General features: G+C 64.0%; 19 protein-coding genes. 10 read left to right on the forward strand and 9 right to left on the reverse strand.

All coding sequences use genetic code 11. The features are described from left to right. Positions 1-10 precede the first annotated feature (10 nt). Entirely contained in the window at positions 11-1,165 is a 1,155-nt protein-coding gene (locus tag Q322_RS0108825; RefSeq protein ID WP_029477535.1) for an aminotransferase class V-fold PLP-dependent enzyme, read from the reverse strand. 49 nt (positions 1,166-1,214) lie between these two features. Between Q322_RS0108825 and Q322_RS21700 the strand changes: the two genes are divergently transcribed. Next, positions 1,215-3,740, forward strand: coding sequence for a DEAD/DEAH box helicase family protein (locus tag Q322_RS21700; RefSeq protein ID WP_084147888.1), 2,526 nt, complete (start codon positions 1,215-1,217; stop codon positions 3,738-3,740). A 51-nt stretch (positions 3,741-3,791) separates the two neighbouring features. Here Q322_RS21700 and Q322_RS0108840 read toward each other — a convergent pair whose 3' ends face one another. Both Q322_RS0108840 and Q322_RS0108845 read right to left on the reverse strand, forming a co-directional pair. Then, positions 3,792-6,584 carry a valine--tRNA ligase gene (locus Q322_RS0108840; RefSeq protein WP_029477539.1) on the reverse strand — a complete coding sequence of 931 codons (2,793 nt, stop codon included), beginning with the start codon at positions 6,582-6,584 and terminating at the stop codon, positions 3,792-3,794. Beyond that, on the reverse strand, positions 6,581-7,063 hold the full coding sequence (locus Q322_RS0108845) for an NUDIX hydrolase (RefSeq protein ID WP_034418083.1): 483 nt from the start codon (positions 7,061-7,063) through the stop codon (positions 6,581-6,583). The genes Q322_RS0108840 and Q322_RS0108845 overlap by 4 nt, the downstream gene beginning before the upstream one ends. A gap of 541 nt (positions 7,064-7,604) precedes the next feature. On the opposite strand from Q322_RS0108845, the gene Q322_RS0108850 reads away from it, so the two are divergent. Continuing rightward, on the forward strand, positions 7,605-8,507 hold the full coding sequence (locus Q322_RS0108850) for an alpha/beta fold hydrolase (protein ID WP_029477541.1): 903 nt from the start codon (positions 7,605-7,607) through the stop codon (positions 8,505-8,507). A gap of 51 nt (positions 8,508-8,558) precedes the next feature. On the opposite strand, the gene Q322_RS0108855 is transcribed toward Q322_RS0108850, so the two are convergent. Together Q322_RS0108855 and Q322_RS0108860 are read right to left on the reverse strand one after the other, a co-directional pair. Beyond that, a complete protein-coding gene (locus tag Q322_RS0108855; RefSeq protein ID WP_029477542.1) occupies positions 8,559-9,785 on the reverse strand; it encodes an MFS transporter in 1,227 nt (408 codons plus the stop codon). Positions 9,786-10,023: 238 nt separating this feature from the next. After that, a complete protein-coding gene (locus tag Q322_RS0108860) occupies positions 10,024-10,782 on the reverse strand; it encodes an ABC transporter substrate-binding protein (protein WP_029477543.1) in 759 nt (252 codons plus the stop codon). 269 nt (positions 10,783-11,051) lie between these two features. Here Q322_RS0108860 and Q322_RS0108865 point away from each other — a divergent pair, with 269 nt between their 5' ends. Together Q322_RS0108865 and Q322_RS0108870 are read left to right on the forward strand one after the other, a co-directional pair. Further along, complete coding sequence (locus tag Q322_RS0108865; protein ID WP_029477544.1) at positions 11,052-12,410, forward strand: FAD-dependent oxidoreductase; 1,359 nt, start codon at positions 11,052-11,054, stop codon at positions 12,408-12,410. A gap of 83 nt (positions 12,411-12,493) precedes the next feature. After that, entirely contained in the window at positions 12,494-13,720 is a 1,227-nt protein-coding gene (locus tag Q322_RS0108870) for an MFS transporter (RefSeq protein ID WP_051668373.1), read from the forward strand. A 65-nt stretch (positions 13,721-13,785) separates the two neighbouring features. On the opposite strand, the gene Q322_RS0108875 is transcribed toward Q322_RS0108870, so the two are convergent. The 3 genes from Q322_RS0108875 to Q322_RS0108885 form a co-directional block, all read right to left on the reverse strand. Continuing rightward, positions 13,786-14,100 (reverse strand): helix-turn-helix domain-containing protein, encoded by a 315-nt coding sequence (locus Q322_RS0108875; protein ID WP_029477546.1) that lies wholly within the window; start codon positions 14,098-14,100, stop codon positions 13,786-13,788. Continuing rightward, positions 14,081-14,368: a type II toxin-antitoxin system RelE/ParE family toxin gene (locus tag Q322_RS22370; RefSeq protein WP_245593192.1), complete on the reverse strand. Its 288-nt coding sequence runs from the start codon at positions 14,366-14,368 to the stop codon at positions 14,081-14,083. The genes Q322_RS0108875 and Q322_RS22370 overlap by 20 nt, the downstream gene beginning before the upstream one ends. 230 nt (positions 14,369-14,598) lie before the next feature. Beyond that, positions 14,599-15,363, reverse strand: coding sequence for an amino acid ABC transporter ATP-binding protein (locus Q322_RS0108885; protein ID WP_029477549.1), 765 nt, complete (start codon positions 15,361-15,363; stop codon positions 14,599-14,601). A 216-nt stretch (positions 15,364-15,579) separates the two neighbouring features. On the opposite strand from Q322_RS0108885, the gene Q322_RS0108890 reads away from it, so the two are divergent. The 5 genes from Q322_RS0108890 to Q322_RS20805 all read left to right on the forward strand — a co-directional run bounded on the left by Q322_RS0108890 (position 15,580) and on the right by Q322_RS20805 (position 21,869). Then, a complete protein-coding gene (locus Q322_RS0108890; RefSeq protein WP_029477550.1) occupies positions 15,580-16,560 on the forward strand; it encodes a TAXI family TRAP transporter solute-binding subunit in 981 nt (326 codons plus the stop codon). A 150-nt stretch (positions 16,561-16,710) separates the two neighbouring features. Next, on the forward strand, positions 16,711-18,834 hold the full coding sequence (locus Q322_RS0108895) for a TRAP transporter permease (RefSeq protein ID WP_034418112.1): 2,124 nt from the start codon (positions 16,711-16,713) through the stop codon (positions 18,832-18,834). Between the two features lie 76 nt (positions 18,835-18,910). Next, positions 18,911-20,101, forward strand: coding sequence for an AI-2E family transporter (locus Q322_RS0108900; RefSeq protein WP_084147890.1), 1,191 nt, complete (start codon positions 18,911-18,913; stop codon positions 20,099-20,101). A 146-nt stretch (positions 20,102-20,247) separates the two neighbouring features. Next, entirely contained in the window at positions 20,248-21,348 is a 1,101-nt protein-coding gene (locus tag Q322_RS0108905) for an aminopeptidase (RefSeq protein WP_029477554.1), read from the forward strand. Further along, positions 21,345-21,869 (forward strand): P-loop nucleotide/nucleoside kinase family protein, encoded by a 525-nt coding sequence (locus Q322_RS20805; RefSeq protein ID WP_034418087.1) that lies wholly within the window; start codon positions 21,345-21,347, stop codon positions 21,867-21,869. Before Q322_RS0108905 ends, Q322_RS20805 begins: the two co-directional genes overlap by 4 nt. Here Q322_RS20805 and Q322_RS0108915 read toward each other — a convergent pair. Then, positions 21,866-22,426, reverse strand: a complete 561-nt coding sequence (locus tag Q322_RS0108915) for a C39 family peptidase (RefSeq protein WP_029477556.1) — start codon at positions 22,424-22,426, stop codon at positions 21,866-21,868. The two genes, Q322_RS20805 and Q322_RS0108915, sit on opposite strands and share 4 nt — an antisense overlap. Positions 22,427-22,802: 376 nt before the next feature. Here Q322_RS0108915 and Q322_RS0108920 point away from each other — a divergent pair, with 376 nt between their 5' ends. Next, the gene (locus tag Q322_RS0108920) at positions 22,803-23,357 is read left to right on the forward strand and encodes a VUT family protein (protein WP_029477557.1); all 555 of its coding nucleotides are present in this window, start codon (positions 22,803-22,805) and stop codon (positions 23,355-23,357) included. The last annotated feature ends 6 nt before the right edge of the window (positions 23,358-23,363 follow it).

Below are 23,363 nucleotides of genomic sequence, written 5' to 3' on the forward strand. Positions count from 1 at the left end.
TTCCCAGACCTCAGCGGGAGAGGGCGGCCTGCGGCTGTGCCGTGACGGCCTGAAGTCCCCGCTCAAAACGCCCGGCAGCCCCGTCCACATCCGCCAGCTTGTCCAGCCCGAACAGACCGACGCGGAAGGTCTTGAAGTCCGGCCCCTCGCCCACCTGAAGCGGCACACCTGCCGCGATCTGAAGGCCCGCCTCGCGGAACGCCTTACCGCTCTGAACAGCGTCCGAGTCGGTGTAGCTGACGATCACGCCGGGGGCCTCATAGCCCTTAGCGGCAACGCTCGAAAAGCCCGCCGCCCTCAACGCCTTGCGGATGCGCTTGCCCAGCGCCCACTGCGCTTCCTGGGCTTTCTCAAAACCAAACTCCTTCACTTCCTGCACCGTATCGTGGAACTGGCGCAATCCGTCGGTAGGCAGGGTGGCGTGATACGCGAAGCCGCCGCCCTCATAGGCGCGCATGATGTTCAGCCACTTCTTGAGGTCCAGGGTGAAGCTCACGGAGTCGGTGGAATCCACCCGCGCCACAGCCGCCGCGCTCAGCAGCGCGATTCCGGCACAGGGCGTACTGCTCCAGCCTTTTTGCGGCGCGGTGATCAGCACGTCGATGCCCAGCGCCGCCATGTCCAGCCACACGCAGCCCGAGGCGATGCAGTCGATGACCAGCAACCCGCCGCCCTCGTGCGTGGCCTGCGCCATCTGGCGAATGTAGTTCTCCGGCAGGATGATGCCCGACGAGGTTTCCACATGCGGCGCGAACACCAGCGCGGGTTTCTCGCGGCGAATGGCCTCCACCACTTCCCCAATCGGCGGGGGCGCGAAAGGCTCCTGATGTCCGTTTGCCTGCGCCTGGGCCGAGAGGACCGTCACCGACTCCGGCACGCGGCTCATCTCGAAAATCTGGGACCAGCGGTAGCTGAACCAGCCGTTGCGGACCACCAGACAGCGTTGCCCCTGCGCCAGTTGATCTACCACCGCTTCCATCGCGGACGTACCCGAACCCGGAATGATCGCCACGGCATCAGCGTGGTAGACCGCCTTCAATTCGGTGGACAGATCATTCATGACCTTCTGAAAGGCGGCGGACATGTGATTGAGGGAACGGTCCGTGTAGACCACCGAATATTCCAGCAGGCCGTTGGGGTCGATGTCGGGGCGCAGGGGGGGCATACAGAGAGGATAGCCGGGAACAGCAGCGTGCAGACCTATACTGGACAAAATGGCAATCCGTTTAGAATCTGCACCCGTTCCTCAATTGGTGGATGTCCGCCGCTCTCCGGCCAAGAAATCCCCCGAAGTGCATCAGGCAGAAGCCTTGTCCGGACTTCGTGCGTGGTTGGATCAGGATTATGCGGTGCGCGGCGGAATCCTGGTTCTTCCAACCGGGGGCGGCAAAACATTCACGGCAACGCGCTTTCTGACAACGGGGCCACTTTCCAAAGGCCATAAAGTTTTGTGGCTGGCCCATACCCACCATTTGCTTGACCAGGCTCTTGAAGCTTTCGTGAAATCTAATGGCAAGGGGTATGAAATCGGGCATGTGAGAGGTTCACGCACCGAACTCCGCTTCCGTACCGTCTCGGGAACCGAAGGCCACAGCAAGGTTTCACATATCGCCGCGACGGATGACGTGGTAATTATCACCCTGCAAACGCTGGCGCGGGCCGTGGAAGATGGGCGGCACGCCGGGCTGACCGCCTTCCTCAAGCTGGCTAAGAAAACTGGACTGACTGTCATTTTTGACGAGTGCCACCACGCTCCCGCCCCCTCATATCGGCGGCTGATAGAGGCGTTGCGGGCGCAGGTTCCCGACCTCCATCTGCTGGGGCTGACCGCCACGCCCACCTATGCCGATGAACGCCGTCAGGGAACGCTTAAAAAGCTGTTTCCACAGGGAATTCTATATCAGGTGGATACCCAGCGTCTCATGGCACAGGGCGTTTTGTCGCGCCCCCACATTGAGCAGGCGGCCACCCACATTCAGCCGGAGTTTGATGAAGAGGAATATCGCAAGTGGATGGGAACCTACCGGGATTTGCCGGAGGAGATCGTTGAGAAGCTGGCAAAGAATAAGGAGCGCACGGCCATTATTGCTGACAAGTACGCTGCCGAGTGCGACAGGTACGGCAAAACCATCATCTTTGCTGACCGTTGGTATCAATGTGACGCCCTCGTGGGCCTGCTCAAAAAGCGCGGTGTGAGGGCGGCGGCCATGTATTCCCACCTGGATGCCAACCCTGGCAGTACGGAAGCCCGCAACGCCCGCACCCGCGACGAGAACAACGCCGTGCTTGAGCAGTTTCGCAAGGGCGAATTGAATGTGCTGGTCAATATTCGCATGCTCACCGAAGGAACTGACGTTCCCGATGTGCAGACCGTGTTCCTCACGCGCCAGACCACCAGCCGCATTCTGCTAACCCAGATGATTGGCCGCGCCCTACGGGGGCCGAAATTTGGCGGCACCAAGGATGCCTACATCGTCGCATTCATCGACGACTGGAAACAGCATGTGGCGTGGGCGCGGTGGGACGAGTTGACTGACACCCCCGTAGAGGACGTGGAACGGGCTGTACACACGCCTTTGCCCGTTACCTGGGTGAGTAGAGATTTGGTAGAACAACTGGCTCAGGCATTGGACCGGGGCGAGGGGACAGCGCTGCCTTTCCTGACGCTGTTGCCGCTGGGCTGGTACGCCACCGAGTTCAGCACGGTGACACAGGGCGGTGAGGACGTGGAAGTGGTGCGCCAGCTCGTGCCTGTGTTTGATCACGATGAGCAGGGCTTTGAGGCTTTGCGGAATCTGCTGCCCAAGCATTCGCCTCAGATACCTTTTGGAAAGACCGTGTTGGAACGCGCGGCACAGAATCAGGCGCTCCTGTGGACTGAGCGGTGCTTCGCCAACACGGATCGGCTGACCCGACTCGAGCAGGACGTGCTGGCGGTCTTGCGACACTGGGGGCAAAGCGGCAAGTTCCCCGTCTTGACACCCTTTGAAGCGCGTGAAGAACACGATCTGGACGCGCTGGCCCGTGAACTCTCGGATGTTGGTATTCGTCAAATGGACGAAAGGCTCCGGGCCGCGTACGCCGATGAAGGCAGGCTCTGGCGTTTTCTCTACCCACGTTACGAGGGGTTCAGAAAGCAGGTGCAGGACAGTCAGGCCCAGTACGTGGACAGCCTGTACAGCGGTTCGCCATCCGCCTCGGCTGCGTTTACCTCGCAGGCCATTGTCGAGGACGACGAGGTTCCCGCCGATGTGAAGCGGGCTGTCAAAAAGCGCGATGGCAACGTGTGCCTGTGCTGTGGTTCCACCACCCGCTTGCAAGTTGACCATATCCAGCCCCGTTACCTGGGCGGCAGTCATGACACGGAAAATCTGCAAACCCTGTGCGGCATCTGCAACCGCCTGAAAGGAACACAGCCCCTGGATTTCCGCAACAGCAAAGCGCCGAAAGAAGCCGCGTCCCTTTCAGTGGACTTGAGCCGTATCGGTGACGTCACTGATCTACAGGCGCTGGAGCGGTTCGTTCGGCGCGTGGTGAACATGCACTATGGGTGCGCCGCCGTGAAGGAAGTCATTCTCGGACAGCGCGGCCCAAAAGCCCGTGATTGGGAGGTTGTGCTGGAACGCAGGATGAAAGCCACTGCGCTGCTTCCCAAACTGGAGGATTTGATTGACCGCATCAACGAGGAGCGCACCGCATTGAGACGTAAAGGCGTGGACAGCATCATAATCTCGCCCTGAGAAAAACCCGCCCCTCCCCAACGGCAGCAACGGGCCTCTTTTCATGCACCCTTAGAACTGCGCCAATACCCCTTCCAACCGCTCTTTCTGTGCGCCGAAGTCCTGCACGCGGCGCTTCTCCTCCTCAATCACCTCGGCGGGGGCGCGGGCCACAAAGCCCTCGTTGTTCAGCTTGCCCTGCGCCTGCTTGATTTGCCTGTCCAGTTCGGTCAGGCGCTTTTTCTGCTTGCCCAGCCAATTTGAAATATTGTCATCTCCCAATGCTTGCCCTGGTTGTGTGTGAGCCATTCCATCTTTAAAGACCTGAGTTATGAGTGGCTTTCCGGGCATTGTAGGTAACAGCTCAACTTTCGCTATTTTTTCAACGATATTCGCTTCAATACCTGTCCATAGGGATGTTCCAGAGTCCCATGCGATATTTACAGGCATAAGGTCTTGCGGCGATAGTCCCAGCTCATTTTTTAGACTTCGGGCGGCAGCTACAGCGTCACGCAATCTGTCAAAAGTGAGAGTATCGGAGGCATTGTGCAACTCAGAAGTCGGCTGCGGCCAGGTGTGCAGCGCCAGTTGGCGGCGGTGGCCCAGCGCGGCGTAGACCTCGGAGGTGATGAACGGCATGAAGGGATGCAGCAGCTTCAAAATATGCTCCAGCACGGACTTGAGGGTTGCCATGCTGCCCAGCCGTCCCTCGGCCAGCGCGGGCTTGGCGGCCTCGATGTACCAGTCACAGAACTCGTCCCAGGTAAAAGCGTAGAGCGTACGGATCGCCGCGCCCAGATCGAAGGCGTCTAGTTGTCCACTGACCTCGGCGGTCACGGCGTTCAGACGCGAGATGATCCAGCGGTCCGCCGGGGTCAGGTCATCGCGGGCCACCAAAGCCGTCAGCGCGTCCTTGCTCCGTAATGCCGCACTCGCCTCGCCGGGCTGGAGGCTGCGGACATAGTTGGTCAGATCGTCGTCGCCCTCCAACCCCGGAATCGCCTCGCCCAGCCGCATGAGGGCGAAACGGGCGGCGTTCCACAGCTTGTTGGCAAAGTTGCGCCCCTGCTCAAAACGCCGCGCGTCGTGGCGGATGTCCTGCCCGCCCGTACTCAGGAAGGCGAAGGCGAAGCGGCAGGCGTCCACGCCGTACTGCTCAAACAGTTCAATGGGATCGATGCCGTTGCCCTTGCTCTTGGACATCTTCTGGCCCCTGGCGTCCAGATACAGGCCGTGCAGCATGATGGTGTTAAACGGGGCCTGCCCGGTCAGGCCGTAGCCCGCCATCTGCATGCGTGCCACCCAGAAAAAGAGGATGTCGTAGCCCGTGACCAGCACCTGCGTCGGGTAGAACTTGCGGAAGTCCTCGGAGTCGGTGTCGGGCCAGCCCAGCGTGGAAAAGGGCCACAGGTTGGAGGAAAACCAGGTGTCAAATACGTCCGGGTCACGGCGCAGTTCCAGATGTGAATAGCGCGGGTCCTGATCGCAGTCCAGCTCGGGGTTCTCGGGATCGGGGACGTAGATATTCCCCTCGGCGTCGTACCACGCGGGAATCTGGTGGCCCCACCACAACTGCCGGGAGATGTTCCAGTCGCGGATGTTTTCCAGCCAGTCGCGGTTGACCTTGCCGTAACGCTCCGGCACCAGCCGCATCTCGCCCTTTTCCAGTCCCTCTAAAACCTGATCGGCAAACGGTTTCATATGCACAAACCACTGCGTGCTGATGATCGGTTCCACAGGCACTTTGGTCCGCTCGGACAGGCCGATGGCGGTGTCGTGGTCCTTTTCCTCCAGTAGATCGCCGGAGTCGGTCAGCGCCTTGGCCACTGCTTTCCGTGCCGCGAAGCGTTCCATGCCCCGGAACGCTTCTGGAACGAGGTCAGAGGTCAGATTCCCCTCCAGATCAATCACGCTGGGACGGCTCAACCCATGCCACTCGCCGATTTCAAAGTCGGTGGGATCGTGCGCCGGGGTGATCTTGAGTGCGCCCACGCCGAAGTCCATTTCCACGGCGGCGTCGGCGATGATCGGAATGTAACGGTCTGTCAGGGGAATCCGCGCCTTCTGCCCCACCAGATGTGTGAAGCGCCCGTCATCGGGATGCACGGCAATCGCCTGATCCGCGAAGATCGTTTCGGGGCGCACCGTGGCAATCAGAATCTCGCCCGCCTCGCCGTTGCTGGCAGCAGCTCCCCCGTCTTCCAGCTTGTAGGACAGCGTGGTCATCTTGCCCTTGCGGACCTCGCGGTCAATTTCCAGTTCGCTCAGAGTGGTCTGCGCGGCCACGTCCCAGTTGACGATGCGCTCGCCCCGGTAGGCCGCGCCGTCGTGGTACAGCCGCACGAACTGGGCGCGCACGGCCCGGCTCAGGCCCTCGTCCATCGTGAAGCGCTCGCGGGTCCAGTCCACGCTGACGCCCAAGCGCGTGAGCTGATTCAGGATCATGCCACCGGACTCGCCCTTCCATTCCCACACATGATCCAGAAACTTCTCGCGGCCCAGATCGTGGCGGGAAATGCCCTGATCGCACAGTTGCTTTTCCACCACCACCTGCGTGCTGATTCCGGCATGATCCATCCCCGGCAGGTACAGCGCCTCGAAGCCCGCCATGCGCTTGTAGCGGATCAGCGTGTCAATCAGGGTGTTGTCCAGCGCGTGGCCCAGGTGCAGGTTGCCGGTCACGTTGGGCGGCGGAATCACGATGGTGAACGGCTCCCTGCCGCTGGTGGCATCGGCGCGGAGAGGTTCATTGCGCCACCGCGCCGCCCAGTCCGGCTCGATGGCCTGCGGGTCAAACTGCCTGGCGAGGATGGAATCGTTTTCTGGAGTGGGAGTTTCGGGCGTGGTTTCTGGGAGGTCAGTCATGGGCGATTCTCCTGAGAGGGGGCAGAGGTTACGGGATTCAGGTATGGCAGCGCGGCGTCCATTTCCCAGTCCAGGCCGGGCGCGTTCAGGTTGGCCCAGCGGAATGCAAATAGATGGCCGTCGGCGAAATGGGTCCAGGCGTCGGGAATCTCGAATGGTGCAGCGAAGGCGTAGGCGTAACAAACCTGCCGGGTAAAACGCTCTGGAAGCTGCGCCTCCCAGCGGTAGGAAACGAGATGGCGCGGCGCAGTGAGCTGAAGGCCAGATTCCTCGTACAGTTCTCGCATGGCGGCGTCGGCTGAGGTTTCGCCCGGCTCCACACCGCCCGCTGGAAGTTGCACACCCGCGTCTGGCACGTCTGCGTGGTCAAAGACGAGCAGAGACGAATCGTGGACGACGAGACACAAGACTTTCTCGCGCAGGCCCAGCAACTCCGCATCTGCCCGAGCTTCAGCTTGATTGTCGTAAAACGTGACCATAGCTCGTACCTCCCGCCCGACGTAGAAACGAAAAAACGCCCCGTCCGCCAGGCTCTCACCTGTGCGCGGACGGGACGTCTGAAAAAGACAATTCCCGTGGTACCACCGCAATTCCCCGGCTGAATGCTGGGGCGCTCGCTCTGCGCTATATCGGGCACACCCGGACGGTTCTACTTCCCAAGGATTGGGTTTCCTCCGACTTGCTCACGGGCGACTTTCTCCGGCTGCGTTCCCGTCCAGATTCTCAGTCAAGCTCTGAACTTCCTGTGGGCGCACGCTCGGGTACTCCTCCCGGTCACTGCCCCTGGAGTATACGCGGCGGCGGCAGGCAGGAACGTCTGCCAGATGGCTGGCGATCAATCGCGCCGAAAGGCCCCCGCTGGCCGTCTGGATCACAGGGAAACCTTCATTTTGGGCCGACTTCAAAGGTGGCGTGAAGGCAGCCTCGCCCGCGCCTGCCGGAGCCTCCCTAACCTGTGCGGACAGTCAAAACGATGTGGACGCCTGACCCCAGGCAAGCGGCCTCGTCACGGAGGTTGAGATGAAGCAAGGAATAGGAATCAAGAAGACCGCGATACTGGCCCTGGGTCTGGCCCTGACCGGCGGCAGCGCCTTCGCAGGCGGTACAGAAATGATGCGCCAGGAGGGCATGCTGGACGTGAACGGCGCGCAGATCCACTACGTCTCGCAGGGCAGCGGCACACCCATGCTGCTGCTGCACGGCTATCCCCTGAGCGGCGAACTGTTCTCGCGCAACCGGGACGCGCTGGCGAATGCGGGCTACCGGGTCATCACCATTGATCACCGGGGCTATGGCAAAAGCGTGGCTCCCGACAGCGATACCGGCTCCATCCAGACCTACGCGAAGGACGCGCTGGCGGTCATGGATCAGCTCAATGTTCCCAGCGCCATCATCGGCGGCATGTCAATGGGCGGCCCGATTGTCTTTGAGATATACCGCACGGCCCCGGAACGCTTCAAAGGCATGCTGCTGATCGACACCATCGCGCAGCCTGCCAACGTGGTGGAAAAGGCGCTGTGGGGCGGCATGGCGCAGAAGGCCGTGACCTACGGCCCGCAGTCACTGGTGGGTGAACTGCTCAAGGACATGCTGTCGGGCATGACCCGTCTGGGCAAGCCTGGTGACGCAAAGTTCCTGGGAGACATCGTCAAGCAGGCCAGCGTCGCCGGGGAAGTGGCGGGGGCAAAAGCACTGTCCGAGCGCCCCGATTCGCTGCCTACCCTGGGAACCATCACGGTGCCAACGCTGATTCTGGTGGGCGTGGAGGACACGGTGTATCCGCCGCCCTTCGCCATGAAAATGCAGCAGAACATCGCGGGCAGCAAGCTGGTGCTGATTCCCGGAGCGGCCCACGCCGCCATCTACGAGAACGCGCCCGCCGCCAACCGCGCCATCCTGAACTGGGCAAAAACGCTGAGGTAAACGGGGACAGGTCAGTCGGGGCAGCGAGTGGAGGCTGCCCCGATTTTCGTGTCAGGAAGAGACGGAACGCTTCCTTTTGCTGCCCGCCCGGCCCAGTAGCGGCAGCGCCGGCAACCGCACCAGCGCCGCCAGGGCCAGCGCTGAGCGCACTCCCAGCACATTGCCCAGCAGCCCGAATACCGGGCCGAAGGTGACCTGCCCCAGCGCATCTGCCTGTGACGCAATGGAATTGACGGTGGCGCGCGACGCTGGGTTGAGGCCACGGTTGATCCACGCGTCGTACAGCGGCGAGTACAGTCCGCGCAAGACGCCGTGAACCACCAGCGCCAGCGCCGCCCAGCCAAAGCCGGGAGCATAGGCAAAGGCCAGCAACGCCACCACGCTGAGGCCCAGCACCCAGCGCAGGGCTGAGGCAGCGGACTTCACATCTGCCGGATTGATTCGGCGGCGGAGTGGTTCGGTGACGGCTAAACCGACAACTTGAACGATCAGCGCCAGCAGCACAAACCAATTCGCGGCACTCAGACCGCCGGGCAAACCCACTTCCCGGACCAGCAGGAATTCGTTCAGGCGGTCCAGCGCCTCGCTGCTCGCGCCGTACAGCAAGGCACTCAGCATCAGCAGGGTCAGCACCCGGCTGGCACGGACCTCGCGCACCCCCTGGCGGAAGGTGCCGGAGAGGGCCGCCCAGGTCTGGCGTTCCCCACGCGGAGCCGGGGCAAAGCCGTCTTCGGGCATTCGCAGCCACAGATATAGGGCGAGACAGAGGGCCACCATGCCACCCGCCAGAATTGGAATATGCAGGCCCAGCGTGGCCAGCGCTGCCGTCGCCCCGATTCCGGCGATGCCCGCCGCCCGTCCGTACTGACTGCCCAGCAGGTACAGCCCCGCCGCCCGGTCCTCGCCCACCTCATCCGCCAGCCACGCCTGTTGCGCGCCGCTGAGGAAGGTGTAGCCTGCCGCCGACACGATCTGCGTGAGCAGCAGCGCCCAGAACACCGGAAACGCGGCCACCAGCGCCATCGCCGCGCCCAGGCAGACGCAGCCCAGAATCACCGAGCGACGTCGGGAATAGACATCGGCCACCACGCCCGTCGGCACTTCCAGCAGGAAGGCGGCCCCCTCCAGCGCCGCACCAATAAGGAGCAGTTCCAGCGGGTCCAGGCCCGCCACGGTCACGAAATACAGCCCTTGCAGCGTGTAGGCCAGGGCAAAGGCAAAAGCCAGCCCCGCCGACAGCGCCAGATAAACCCTTGTGGGGTCACTCGTTTTCAACATATTTTTCCCTAGGATTCAACAACCAGACTTGCTCAAAAGAATAGATGTGCCGCCCAGCGTGGGGCGCACAAATTCTTGACGTGGAGGGTCAGAGGGCTGTTGACATTGTTAAATCACCCCAGGGTTGAGGCTGGGAATAGCTTAGCGGAAAGAAAACAGGGCGTCCGCCTGTTCATCCAGCAAAAAGCGGCGGCCCCCGCAGGAACCGCCGCCCTCCTTATTTTTTATCCCACTGCGCTCAGTTGCGGCAGCGAATGTCCTGGCCGAAATACTGGCCGCTGATCTTGGCGTAGCTGCCGCTGTTCAGCGACTTGTCCAGCGCCGAGTTCAATTCCTTCAGCAGGCTGTCGTTGCCCTTTTTGACGGCCATCGCGATGCGCTCGTTGAACAGCAGCGCGCCCTGCTTGACCTTGCCCTTCTGGGCCTTGACCAGATCGATGCCGGTGAACTTGTCGCCCACCCAGGCGTCCACCCGGCCCGACATCAGCGCGGCCTGGGCGTCGGTGTCCTTGGGGAAGGTCTTGATGTCGCCCACGCCGGGGACCTTGCGGACATTTTCCAGATAGGTGGTCCCCACCTGCACGGCCACCGACTTGCCCGCCAGAGCGGCAGCCGTCATGGGGCCGCCCGGCTTGGCGACAATCGCGCCCCCGGTGCAGTAGTGCGGATTCGAGAAATCCACCGCCTTGGCCCGCTGCGGCGTGATGCCGTGGCTGGCGATCACGAAATCGTAACGGTCCTGGTTCAGACCGATCAGCAGGTTGTCGAAGGGCTGGGTGGTCCACTCGACCTTCAGGCCCAGTTCCTTGGCGAACGCCTCGGCCAGCTCGACTTCAAAGCCGGTCAGCTTCTTGCCCTCCAGCACGTTGAAGGGCGGAAACGCGCCCTCGGTGGCAATCTTGATGGTGCCGCTCCCCTTGATCGCGTCCCAGGTGCGGGCCTGGGCGGTGCTGGCGAGAAGCGCGAGGGCAGTCAGGGTCAGAAGGGCTTTTTTCATGTGAACTCCCGTGGACAGCGTGGTCCGGTGTTAAACCCGACTTCTCCGGAAAGAGGCCCGGGCATGTGGTAGATGACCGGCATTGTAGCGTTCAGGACAGCGTGGGGAAAGGTAAAGGAGCGGTGGACCGCCCAAAGAAGGTCTGGCACGGCAAGGACCCACCGAGCGGTCCCCGCAACCTCCCCACCCTGGCCGCCTGACATCCCCCTCTAAACCGCTGATGGTTGGAAGGTTCAGACCTTCAGACCTCTTCGCCCCTAGACTGCCCCATGCGAATCGTAATAGTCGGCGGCGTGGCCGCTGGAATGAGTGCGGCCAGCCGCGCCGTGCGCCAGAACCCCAGGGCGGAAGTGGTGGTTTTCGAGCGCGGCGAATACATCAGCTACGGCGCGTGCGGCCTGCCCTACGTGCTGGGCGGCGACGTGGACGGCTTTGATGACCTGATCGCCCGCACCCCGGACCAGATGCGCGCGCGCGGCATTGGCGTGCGCCTGCGCCACGAGGTCACGGGTGTAGACGCCAAAGCTGCCACCATCACGGTTGTCGATCACGCTTCCGGGCGCAGCACGCACGAGCCATACGACAAATTGCTGATCGCCACGGGCGTCTCGGCCATTCGCCCCGACTGGGCGCAGACGGACCTGGGGGGCGTGCATGTCCTGCGCGACATTCCCGATGGGCAGGCCATCGAAGCCAGTCTAAAGAACGCGAAACGCGCGGTGATCGTCGGTGGCGGCTACATCGGCCTGGAGCTGGCCGAGACGCTGAGCTGCCGGGGCCTGAGCGTGGTGATCGTGGAGCGCGACGCGGAGGTGGCCGGGCGCATGCTGGACCGCGATTATCAGCAACGGGTCCGGGCGGAACTGGAGAGCAACGGTGTGGAAATTCGCTGCGGCACCACCGTGGAGGGCCTGAGCGGCAAGGATGGGCGCGTGACCGGCGTGCAGACCGATCACGGCCCCATCCGCGCCGACGTGGTGATCGTGGCGGTGGGCGTGCGCCCGAACGTGGAGCTGGCCCGCGCCGCCGGGGCGCGCATCGGCAAAACCGGGGCGGTGGCCGTGAATACCCGCCAGGAAACGGGTGTGGAAGGCGTGTATTCAGCAGGGGACAACACCGAGTCCACCCACCGGGTCACGCGCCGCAAGGTGCATATTCCGCTGGGTTTGACCGCCAACCGCATGGGCCGGGTGGCCGGGGTCAACATGGCCGGGGGCGACGCTGGCTTTCCCGGCGTGGTGGGCAGCAGCATCTTCAAGACCTTCGCGCTGGGCGCGGCCCGTACCGGCGTCACCCAGGCCGAGGCCGACGAGCTGGGCCTGAACGCCGCCAGCGTGGACGTTCACAGCACCGATCACGCCGGGTATTACTCCACAGCCAAGCCGATCTACGTGCGCCTGACCGCCGAGCGCGGCTCGGGCCGCCTGCTGGGCGCGCAACTGATCTGCCACAACCACGAGAGCGTCAAGCGGGTGGACGTGATCGCGGCGCTGCTGCACGGGCGCGGCAGGGTGCAGGACCTGTTCGAGACGGACCTGTCCTACGCCCCACCCTTTTCCGGCGTGTGGGACGTGCTGCTGGTGGCCGCAGACCGCCTGAGCCGCGAGATCGGCAAGAAGCAGGAATAGCGCGGGAGCGGACCCAGCCGCCACCGCCCGGCCCGTCCCTTCATCCCGAACCCCCGGTTCACTGGGCGCGGATAATGCGGGCCATGAGAGGCTGGCGCAGTTGGGACCGCAACGAGCAACTGGGCATTCTCAACGGCTGGGGCGTCTTTATTGGCGACGGCTTTCTGAACGTCACCGTGGTGGTGGCGGGGTTCGCCTCCAGGCTGGGTGCGCCTAACTGGGTCATTGGGCTGCTGCCCGCCATCTCCGGGGGCGGCTGGATGCTGCCGCAGTTGCTGGTGGCCGCACGGGTCCGCAGCCTGCCGCACAAGCTGCCGGTGTACCGCTCGGCGGCCACGGTCCGCACGCTGTCCTACCTGTCGATGGCTTTGATCGCCGCCTTTCTGGCCGATGAACCCGCCCTGTGCCTGACGCTGTTCGTGCTGGCGATGCTGCTCAACTCGCTGGCCTCTGGCGTGGCGGGCCTGCCGTTTTTAGAGGTGATCAGCAAGACGGTCAGCGCCGAACGCCGCCCGCGCTTTTTCGGCACGCGCAACCTGTACGGCGGCCTGCTGGCCTTCGGGGCGGGGCTGCTAGTGCGCTGGATTCTAGGTTCGGGTCTGGAATTTCCGCTGAATTACGCGCTGATCTTTGCGCTGGGGACAGCGGCCTATACCTTTGGCTACTGGGTTTTCGGGCGGGTGCAGGAGCCGCCGGACCCCCCGCAGGCCGCCCAGGGCTACCGCGCCGAATTCCGCGCCATTCCCGAGACGCTGCGGGACCCGCACTTCCGCGCCTTTCTGAATGTGCGGCTGCTGCTGGCTGGAGCGAGCATGAGCGATCCCTTCTTCGCGGTGTATGCCCTGCGCGTGCTGGACTTTCCCCTAGCGATCCTGGGGGCCTTTGTGATGGCGCTGACCGGGGCCGCGCCGCTGTCGAACATCGTGTGGCAGCGGGTGGCCGAGCGCAAGGGTTCGCGCCGGATCATCCGTTACGCCACGGTCTTTTACGGGCTGGCCCCGCTGTACGCCGCGCTGGTGGGGCTGCTGGGGCTGGGCAGATGGGCGTATTTGGGCGTGTTCATGTTGACCAGCGTGGCCGCGCAGGGGTTCAGTCTGGGCCACACCAACCACCTGCTGAACATCTCGCCGCAGGGTGCCCGCAGCCGTTACATCGGCACGCTGAATACGCTGGTGGGCGCGGCGCTGTTCACGCCGGTGCTGGGCGGGCTGATCGCGGACCGCTTCGGCTACCTGCCGGTCTTCGCCATCAGCCTGCTGCTGTGTGCTGGGGCGTGGTGGCAGTGCGGCAAGCTGCGGCGGGACGCCTGAGCGGGGGTTGATGGACGATCTGGGGGCGTTGAATCAAGCCAACTGGCTCTGAAACATCCGTTCCCTCAACGAGAAGTCGATAGCAGCGGCTGAATCGGGATTTCTGCGTCAGAGAAGGAGGCCACTAGCTTAAGCTCTCCGCCCAGTGCTTCGATGTACTCCCGCAGGGTACTCAGGTACATGTCCTCGCGCCGTTCCAGTTTCGACACGGCGGCCTGCTGGGTATCCATCGCCTGCGCCACTTCCACCTGGGTCTTGAGCCGTGCCTGACGTAGTTCAGCCAGTTGGAGCTGGACCAGCATCCCTTCGGCTTTCGCGGCAGCCTTAGCCTGCTGTTCCGGGGTCATCCTGGCCCGCAGATCACTCCATTTTTTGGTCATGCTGTCCCTCCTTGTATAGGGTTTCCAAATGACTGTCATACAGATCATCGGCCAGGGGAACGAAGACGGTATACCAGCGGTCTTTCCCAGTCTTGTCGCCACCGATGAGCAAGATGGCGTGCCGACGCGGATCAAAGACGTACAGGACACGGTAGAGGCGGCCCCCATGCTGGACCCGGAGTTCGCGCATCTGGGAATGTATGGAGCCATGAATCCCAGAGCTGTGGGGAAAGCCCAGTTGAGGCCCACGAACTTCAAGAAGGCGCACGGAGGCGTCGATGGATTCCTGCTCCCCCTCGCTGAGGGTATCCCACCAGACACCCAGTTCATCGGTGTATTCGATGTCCCAGCTCAAAGCAGATATTCCTTCAAGTGACTATGCCTCCAAAGGCATGTTAGCAAATCAGGATGATTTCTGCCTGAAATTCCTTCTCGCGCCCTGGCAGTCGCTTGTGTGCCGTGGAGAAAGCAAGGAGTGGGGAATAGAGCTGACCTCTCTCAATGCCCCAGAATCTTCCCCAGAAATTGCTTGGCCCGTTCGTGCTGGGGATTGTTGTAGAACTCCTCTGGCGTGGTGTCTTCCACCACGTTGCCCTGATCGAAGAACAGCAGGCGGTCCGCCACCTCGCGGGCAAAGCCCATCTCGTGGGTGACCACCAGCATGGTCATGCCGCCGCGCGCCAGATCCTTCATCACGTCCAGCACTTCCTTGATCATTTCCGGGTCCAAGGCGCTGGTCGGCTCGTCGAACAGCATGACCTTGGGGTCCATCGCCAGGGCGCGGGCAATGGCGACGCGCTGCTGCTGGCCGCCCGAGAGCTGCGCGGGGTACTTGTGGGCCTGTTCCTCAATGTCCACCCGGCGCAGCAGCTCCAGCCCGCGCTGATGGGCCTCGGCCTTGCCCGTCTTGCGAACACGGGTGGGGGCCAGCGTGATGTTTTCCAGCACGGTCAGGTGCGGAAACAGGTTGAACGACTGGAAAACCATGCCCACCTCGCGGCGGATGGCGTCCAGATTGCCCTTGCCGTTCAGCGGAATGCCGTCCACCGTGATCTGCCCGCCGTCATGCGGGTCCAACGCGTTGATGGTGCGAATAAACGTGCTCTTGCCGCTGCCCGACGGCCCGATGATCACCACCACCTCGCCCGCGCGCACGCTGAGATTGACGCCTTTCAGGGCCTGGAAAGTGCCGAAGTGCTTCTGAACATTCTCGGCCTGAATGATCGGCGCACCCTGCTGGCTGGCGTTGGCGAGGGAAGTCATAGGTTCCACTGTAGCTGAACTGGATTCGGGAGCGCACGTCCAGGTTCACTTCGGGTATCTTGCCCAGCCTTCCGCCCGGGCAACAAGCAGAAATGGAGAATCTGACCCAGGTTCATGGAAGCGCGTCCAATTCTGGGGCCGTGCTAAGATTTCCACACTCTCAACATTCCGCGCGGTCTGCTTCCTACGCAGGGCCGCCATCACGGAGGATTCACCATGAAAAAACGAGGCAAGCAGTTCATGACCGCCGCCGTTCTCGGCTCCGCTGCCCTGTTCACGGGCGCAGCGCTCGCCCAGGGCACCACCTTTCTGACCATCGGCTCTGGCAGCACCACGGGGGTTTACTTTCCCGTCGCCACCGGCATGGCCAAGATGATCAACGACGCGGGCGGCGGCATCCGCGCCAACGCGCGAAGCACCGGCGGCAGCGTGTTCAATATGAACGCCATGGCCACCGGCGAGTTGAACGCCGCCGTGGCCCAGAACGACGTGGTGTATTACGCCTACACCGGCACCGGCCTGGACGCCTTCAAGGGCAAGGCCAACAAGAAGATCCGCACCATGGCCGTGCTGTACCCCGAGGTGCTGCACGTGATTGCGCGCAAGGATTCCGGCATCAACAGCATGGCGGACCTGAAGGGCAAGAAAGTCGTGATCGGCGACCTGGGGTCCGGCACCGAGCAGACCGCCATGCAGGTCATGGAAGCCTACGGCCTGACGTTCGATGATCTGGGACAGGCGCTGCGCGTCTCGCCGTCGCAGGGCATCAGCCTGATGCAGGACAAGCGCGCCGACGCGCTGTTCTACACCGTGGGCGTGGGCGCAAGCGCCATTGCCCAGATCGCCCAGACGGTGGACGTGAAACTGGTCCCGGTGGCCGGCAACCAGGCCGCCAGCCTGATCAAGAAGTACCCCTTCTACGTGCGCTACAACGTCCCCGCCAAGAGCTACCGGGGCATCGACGGCACCGTGCCCGGCGTGGCGGTACAGGCCACCCTGGTCACCACCAGCGACGAGAGCGAGGACACCATCTACAAGGCCATGAAAGCTGCCTTCGGGGACGAGAAGGCGCTGAAAGCCATTCACCCGGCCCTGGCGAATAACTTCTCCTATGCCAAGGCGGTCGATGGTCTGCCCGCCCCGCTGCACCCCGGCGCGGCCAAGTTCTTCAAGGAAATGGGCGTCAAGGTCAAATAAGGTCACTTGACCAGCGAGAGGGGGAGGGGGCCAGCCACACACAGATCGGGAGGCTGGCCCCTTCCCTTTTAGAAAGGAGATGAGCAGCCAGTGAGTGACCCCACAAGACCGATCAGCAGTGACCCCAGCCTGGAGCCGCCCGGCACCGAGATGACCGAGGGCGAACGCCGCGCCCTGGAGATGATGGAAGCCGCCGAGACGGGCGGGCGCAAGCTGTTCAGTTGGCAAAAGACGCTGGTGACCGTGATCGCCGTGGTGTGGTGCGTATACCAGATGTACGCCGCGCAGGTGGGCAACATCGACACCTTGACCCTGCGGGCCATTCACCTGGCCTTTGCCTTCAGCCTGGCCTACCTGGTTTTTCCCTTCCGCAAGACGCCGGGAGAGCCGCAGACGAAAGTGCCGTGGTACGACTGGATTCTGGGACTGCTGGCCACCGGGACCGCCATCTACCTGATCGTGCAGTACCCCGCTATTGCCACCGTGCAGGGCGGCGTGCTGACCAGCGTGGACGTGTACATCGGCAGCGCGATGGTCATTTTGCTGCTGCTGGCGGCGTGGCGCACCATCGGGATTGCCATGCCCATCGTGGCCTCGGTGTTCATGCTGTACGCGCTGACCGGGCCGCGCGGGCTGATCCGGGGCGATCTGGGGCCGCAATTGCAGCTCCATGCTGGGCAAACGTGGCCGCAGGTGGTGGGCCAACTGTTTGCCAACACCGAGGGCATCTTTGGTACGGCCATCGGCGTCTCGGCGCAGATCGTCTTTCTGTTCGTGCTGTTCGGGGCCATCTTCGACAAGCTGGGCGCGGGCGACTGGTTCATGAACGTGGCGCAGGGCGCGCTGGGCGGCTTTCGGGGCGGACCTGCCAAGGCCAGTGTGCTGAGCAGCGCCCTGAACGGCATCATCAGCGGCTCGGCGGTCAGCAACGTGGTCACCGGGGGCAACATCACGATTGGCACCATGAAACGGGTGGGCTACAGCGCCGAGAAGGCCGGGGCCATCGAGGTGGCCAGTTCCAGCAACGGCCAACTGATGCCGCCGGTGATGGGCGCGGCGGCCTTTATCATGGCGCAGAACCTGAACATCGAGTACCGCACGCTGATCCTGGCGGCGGCCATTCCGGCGTTCCTGTGTTACAGCGCCCTGCTGGTGGTGGTACACCTGGAGGCGCTGAAGCTGGGATTAAAAGGGCTGCCTAAGAATGAGCTGCCGCGCGTGCGCCAGACGCTGGTCAAGGGCTGGTATTACCTGGTGCCGCTGGGCTACCTGATCGGCACGCTGACCATCAACCCGGAGGCCACCCCCGAACGCGTTGCGCTGAACACCATCTTCATGATGATCGCCATGATGTTCATTCAGGAAGTCTACTTCGGGCGCAAGAATGGTCTGAGCGTGGGGCAGGGCCTCTGGGACGGCGGCAAAAAGCTGATCGACGCCTTCGAGGGCGGCGCACGCAGCATGATCGGCATCGCCATCGCCACCGCCGCCGCCGGGATCATCGTGGGCATCGTGACCATCACCGGGCTGGGCTTCGGGCTGGCCGACATCGTACAACTGGTCAGCGACGGCGTTCGCAACCTGCTGCTGAACGTGCTGGGATTGATTCCAGGTCTGGACGCCGGGGCGATTGCCGGGTTCGGGGCCATCCTGATCGTGCTGATGATGGCGCAACTGATCGCGCTGATCCTGGGCATGGGCCTGCCCACCACCGCCAATTACATTCTAATGAGCGCCCTGATCGTGCCGATTATCGCCAAGATCGCGGGCCTGGACAACACCAATCCGGTGCAGATGCTGCCCGTTCACATGTTCGTCTTCTACTTCGGCATCATGGCCGACAGCACGCCGCCGGTGGCGCTGGCGGCCTTCGCGGCGGCGGCCATCAGCGGCGGCAATCCGGTGGCCACCGGCGTGCAGGCCTTCAAGTACGAGCTGCGAACCGCGCTGCTGGCCTACATGATGTTCTTCAATCCGCAACTGCTCTTGATCGCCAACAACAAGCTCAGCGGCCTGCCCTTCGGCGCGGCCATCTTGATGATCCTGTTCGCGTTTACCGGGCTGGTGGCCTTTAGCGCCGCCACCATGCGCTTCCTGCACCGCAAGACCAACCCTGTGCAGGCGCTGCTGCTGCTGGTGGCCTCGTTCATGCTGATCATTCCCAACGGGATTCTGGTCAATCTGGCCGCGCTGGGATTGATCGCCGCCGTGTACTTCTGGCAGAAGGCGGGCAGCCGCAGCGAGCCGCCGACTTCAGTTCCGGTCGCGGCTTAAGGTCCGCCCGCCCTGGCGTCCCCGGCTTGCACAGCGGGGGCGCACCTCTAGCTGTTCCAAAGTGGCAGGATAGGGCATGACCCAGCCGCCTCCCTCTGCTCCACGCGGTCCTCTGGGCGATTGGCGGGCGGCGCGGGACGTGCGGGACCTGATCCGGCGGCTGTGGGCCATGCCACTGGTGCGCCTGATCGCCTACGCCGTGCTGATCGCGGTGGCCGTGCGGACACTGCTGTGGGGAACGCGGCTGCTGGCGAGCGTGCTGCTGACCGTGCTGACCGCCTACGGGCTGGCCTTTCTGGTCAACCCGATTCTGGAGTGGCTGGAGCGCCGCCAGATCGGGCGGATGGTGGGCGTGCTGCTGCTGATCCTGGTCACACTGGGCCTGACCACGCTGCTGCTGGTGACCCTCAGCCAGCAGGTCACGGGGCTGATTACGGGCATTCCGGTAATCGCGGTTAACCTCAAAATCGCGCTGTTCAACGTGCTGGAGCGGCTGGACACCATTCCCGGCGTGCAGGGCCTCAAGGACAGCGTCAGCAGCTACATCGACGAGCAGACCACCAACATCACCCAGAACGCCGGGCCGGTGCTGGAGCGGCTGCTCAATTCCGGCCCCAATGTGCTCAACACGCTGTCCAACCTGGTGGGCTGGCTGGGGCAACTGGGCTTTATCGTGACGCTGGCGGCGTATTTTATGATCGATTACGAGCGGGTAGGGGCCAGCCTGCTGCGGGTCTTTCCACGCGCCTCGCAGCCCACTGTGCTGCGGCTCTCGGAGGACGTGGGCCAGAGTTTCGGCGGTTTTCTGCGCGGCCAACTGCTGCTGATGCTCACGGGCGCGGTGCTGTCCACGCTGGGCCTGCTGGCCCTGAAGGTGCCCAATGCGCTGGCCCTGGGCGCGCTGAGCGGCCTGCTGAGCCTGGTGCCGTACATCGGGATCGTGCTGGCCGCCCTGGCTGCCATGTTGCAGGCGATTTCGCAGGGCGGGCTGACCATCGGGCTGGTGGCGGCGCTGTTCTTCGTCATCAACCAGCTCCAGGGCAACGTGCTGGGGCCGCTGATCATGGGCCGGGTGGTCAGCCTCAGCCCCGCCGCGATTCTGATCGCTTTGCTGGTGGGCCTGGCGCTGGCCGGGCCGGTGGGCGCGGTCATGGCCATTCCCACCGCCACACTGCTCAAGCGCTGGCTGGAGCGGTACTGGATGACCAGCGCGGCCTACCGGGGCGTGGCGGGCGCGCTGCCGGAGCAGGTGGAGGCGGGGAAGTAGGGAAGGTGGGGCGGAGAGATAAAGGGCCGGGTCCCACGGACCCCTCCCCCTTCGGTGAACCTCCCCCCAACAGGGAGGCACAGAGATCAAAACGTCGCGCCCGCTCTGTTTGCCCCCACTCTCCCGCTCCCCGCTATCCTCGGCCCATGATCTCTGAGCAGAGCAGCCCCACACTGGCACCCTACGATCCCGCCAAGCACGCCGAACTGCTGGCCGACTACTGCCTGTACGCGGCCCCTGGCGAGCGGCTGATGGTCACAGGCGGCACAGAGGCGGCACCGCTGCTGCGCGAGGTGACCCGCGCCCTGCTGACCTGCGGCGCGCGGCCCGTGACGCGGCTGGAATATCCGGGGCAACTGGACGATCTGGCCGAGCTGGCCTCCGAAGAGGTGCTGGGCAGCTTTCACCCCGCCGAGGCCGCCGATTTTGAGGCGCTGGACGGCAGCCTGCGCGTGTTGACGCCGGAGCAGCCGGGAGTGGTGGACGCCGCCCGCCGCGCCCGCCTCACCGCCTCACGCGCTGAGCTGGCGGCCATCCGCGCCCGCAAGAAGTGGAGCCTGACGCTGTATCCCACAGCGTACGCCGCCGCGCAGGCCAGCATGAGCCTGCCCGAATTCGAGTCCTTCGTAACCCGCGCCATGTTCCTGGACCGCCCGGACCCGGTGGCCGCGTGGGGCGAGGTCCACGCCATGCAGGCCGCATTGATCGAGCGCCTGAGCGTGGCCGACACGGTGCGCATTGAAGCGCCCGGCACCGACATCACGCTGCGGGTGGGGGGGCGCACCTGGGCCAACAGCGACGGCAAGCGCAATATGCCCAGCGGCGAGGTCTTCACCGGGCCGCTGGAGGACAGCGCCGAGGGCGTCATCACCTTCACCGTGCCCGCGCAGTACGGCGGCACCACGGTGCGCGGCGCGCGGCTGGTCTTCCGCGCGGGGCAGGTGGTGGAGGCCACGGCGAATGAGGGCGAGGACGTGCTGCGCGCCGCCCTAGCCACCGATCCCGGCGCGCGGCGGCTGGGCGAGCTGGGCATCGGCACCAACAGCGGCATCCAGACCCCCACGGGCAACATCCTCTTCGACGAGAAGATCGGCGGCACGGTGCATCTGGCGCTGGGCCGCAGCTACCTGGAAACCGGCGGCGTGAATACCAGCGCCGTCCACTGGGACCTGATCGCCGATCTGCGCGGCGGCGGACGCCTGAGCGCAGACGGCGAGGTAATTCAGGAGGGCGGGGTCTTTAAATGAACAGCCCCGTCTGGGTGCTGTCGGGCAGTCCGGGCGTGGGCAAGTCCAGCGTGGCCCGCGCCCTGCTCCAGCACTATCCGCGCGGCCTGCACCTACCTGTGGATGACCTGCGCGAACTGGTGGTGTCGGGTCTGGTGCATCCCAGCCTGGACCACCAGCCGGAAGCTGTGCGGCAGTTCGCCCTGGCCCGCCGCGCCGCCGCCTTTCACGCCCGGCTGTACGCCGGGGCAGGCTTTGCGGTGGTGGTGGACGACGTCCTGTGGCCCGCCGATCTGGAGGCAATGCGCGCTCACTGGGACGGGCTGGACGTTCGCCCGGTCTTCCTGTGTCCCACGCTGGACGTGACCCAGGCGCGCAACGCGGCGCGCGCGGGCAAGACATTCGACACGCAGAATCTCGTGCCGATGATCGCGTCCATCCATCTAGCCATGCCGCCCGCCGATTACCTGGAGGCGGGCTGGCGGGTGCTGGACACCTCGAATCTCAGTCTTGAGCAGACCGTCAAACTGCTGCTGGTCTAGCCGATCACTTTCCGAACTGTCGCCGAGAATTTCGGCGGGTACACCAGCGCGAACTGGCCGTGATGGTCCGCCCACACGCGGGCGAAGTCGGCGTAGCCCATCGCCACGTAGCCCAGCAGCGGGTCCATCAGATACGCCTGGGCAGAGGCGTCATTGAAGCCCACCACCACGCGCCAGTGGGGGATGACCTGCCCGCTGGGGCTAACGTAGGTTTGCAGGGCAATCACGGGAAAGCCGTTCCTGATGGCCGTCCGCATGGTGTTGATCGAGCCGCCGGAATACAGCCGCGCCTCCATGTCCACGCGCGGCGCGAAGTCCAGAATCGCCTGCGCGGTCATGTACGAGGTCTCGGACGGGCGCGTAAAACGGCTGACCGTCGCCATGTCCACGTTCAGGCCGTAGTAGCGCAGCACCTGCGTCAGACTGGCGGGGCCGCAGGCGTTGTAGCTCTGCCGGATCAGCGGCATGCCGGACAGGACGTAGCCGGGCGGTGGGGCCTGGGCGGCCTGCGCCGGGGCGACAGCCACAAACAGCAGGGCAAGGGAGATACGGCGCACGGGACCGACTATGGCCTGCCGGGTATCACGGCAGTCTTTCAGAGGACGGGAGAATGCCTGGGGACTCAACACTGCCGAGGGCAGAAGGTGCGGCGCGCTGGAAGCCAAACCCCTCGGCCAGCTCCCCCACAAGGAGCTGAGAAGCTCAGAAGACCGTGCAGCGCAAAAGCCCATGCAGCGCAGCAATCTCCTGACCTCCCTCTGAGGAGAGTTGCCCCGCCGGGGCGGGGGGTCAAACGGGGCGGGCACTCCCGCAGCCAGACTTTTCAGCAGCGCCGGACCGAGCCGCCGACAACCCGTTTCCCCGCCCGCCCGGTCTGCTACCCTGATCGGCGGCCCGTGACCTCTTCAGTCGCCCAGGCCGGAGGTAAGACCCATGAACCATTTTTCTGCGCGGGGACGCCCTGCCCCGCTGCCGTTGCTGCTGATCGCGCTGTACGCACTGAGCATACTGCTCGCCAACATCACGCTCAACAAATTCATTCCGCTGCCGGTATACGGCCTGCTTAGCGTCGGAACCATCTTCTTTGCCGCCGTGTTCACGCTGCGGGACCGGATTCACCGTGCGGGCGGCCTGAACGCCGTGTTCATCGCCATCGCCACCGCCTTGCTGATCAACACGGTCGCGGCACTGTTCCTCGGCACCGAGTGGCGCTTTATCGGCGCATCTTTCCTGGCGATTCTGGTGGGCGAGCTGGCCGACACCGCCGTGTACCAGCGCCTGATCCACCGCAGTTGGTGGATGCGGGTGCTGGCCAGCAACGCGGTCAGCGTGCCGCTGGACTCGGTGCTGTTCAACCTGCTGGCCTTTGTGGGGATCATGTCCGGGAGCGAGATCGCTCAGATCATCTTCGCGGACATCCTGGCCAAGTACCTGATCGCCGCGCTGTTCGCCGTCCGGGTGCGGCAGGCCAGCCGGGCACTCGCCTGAACGCGG

The sequence above is a fragment of the Deinococcus frigens DSM 12807 genome (assembly GCF_000701425.1).
Lineage (GTDB): Bacteria > Deinococcota > Deinococci > Deinococcales > Deinococcaceae > Deinococcus > Deinococcus frigens.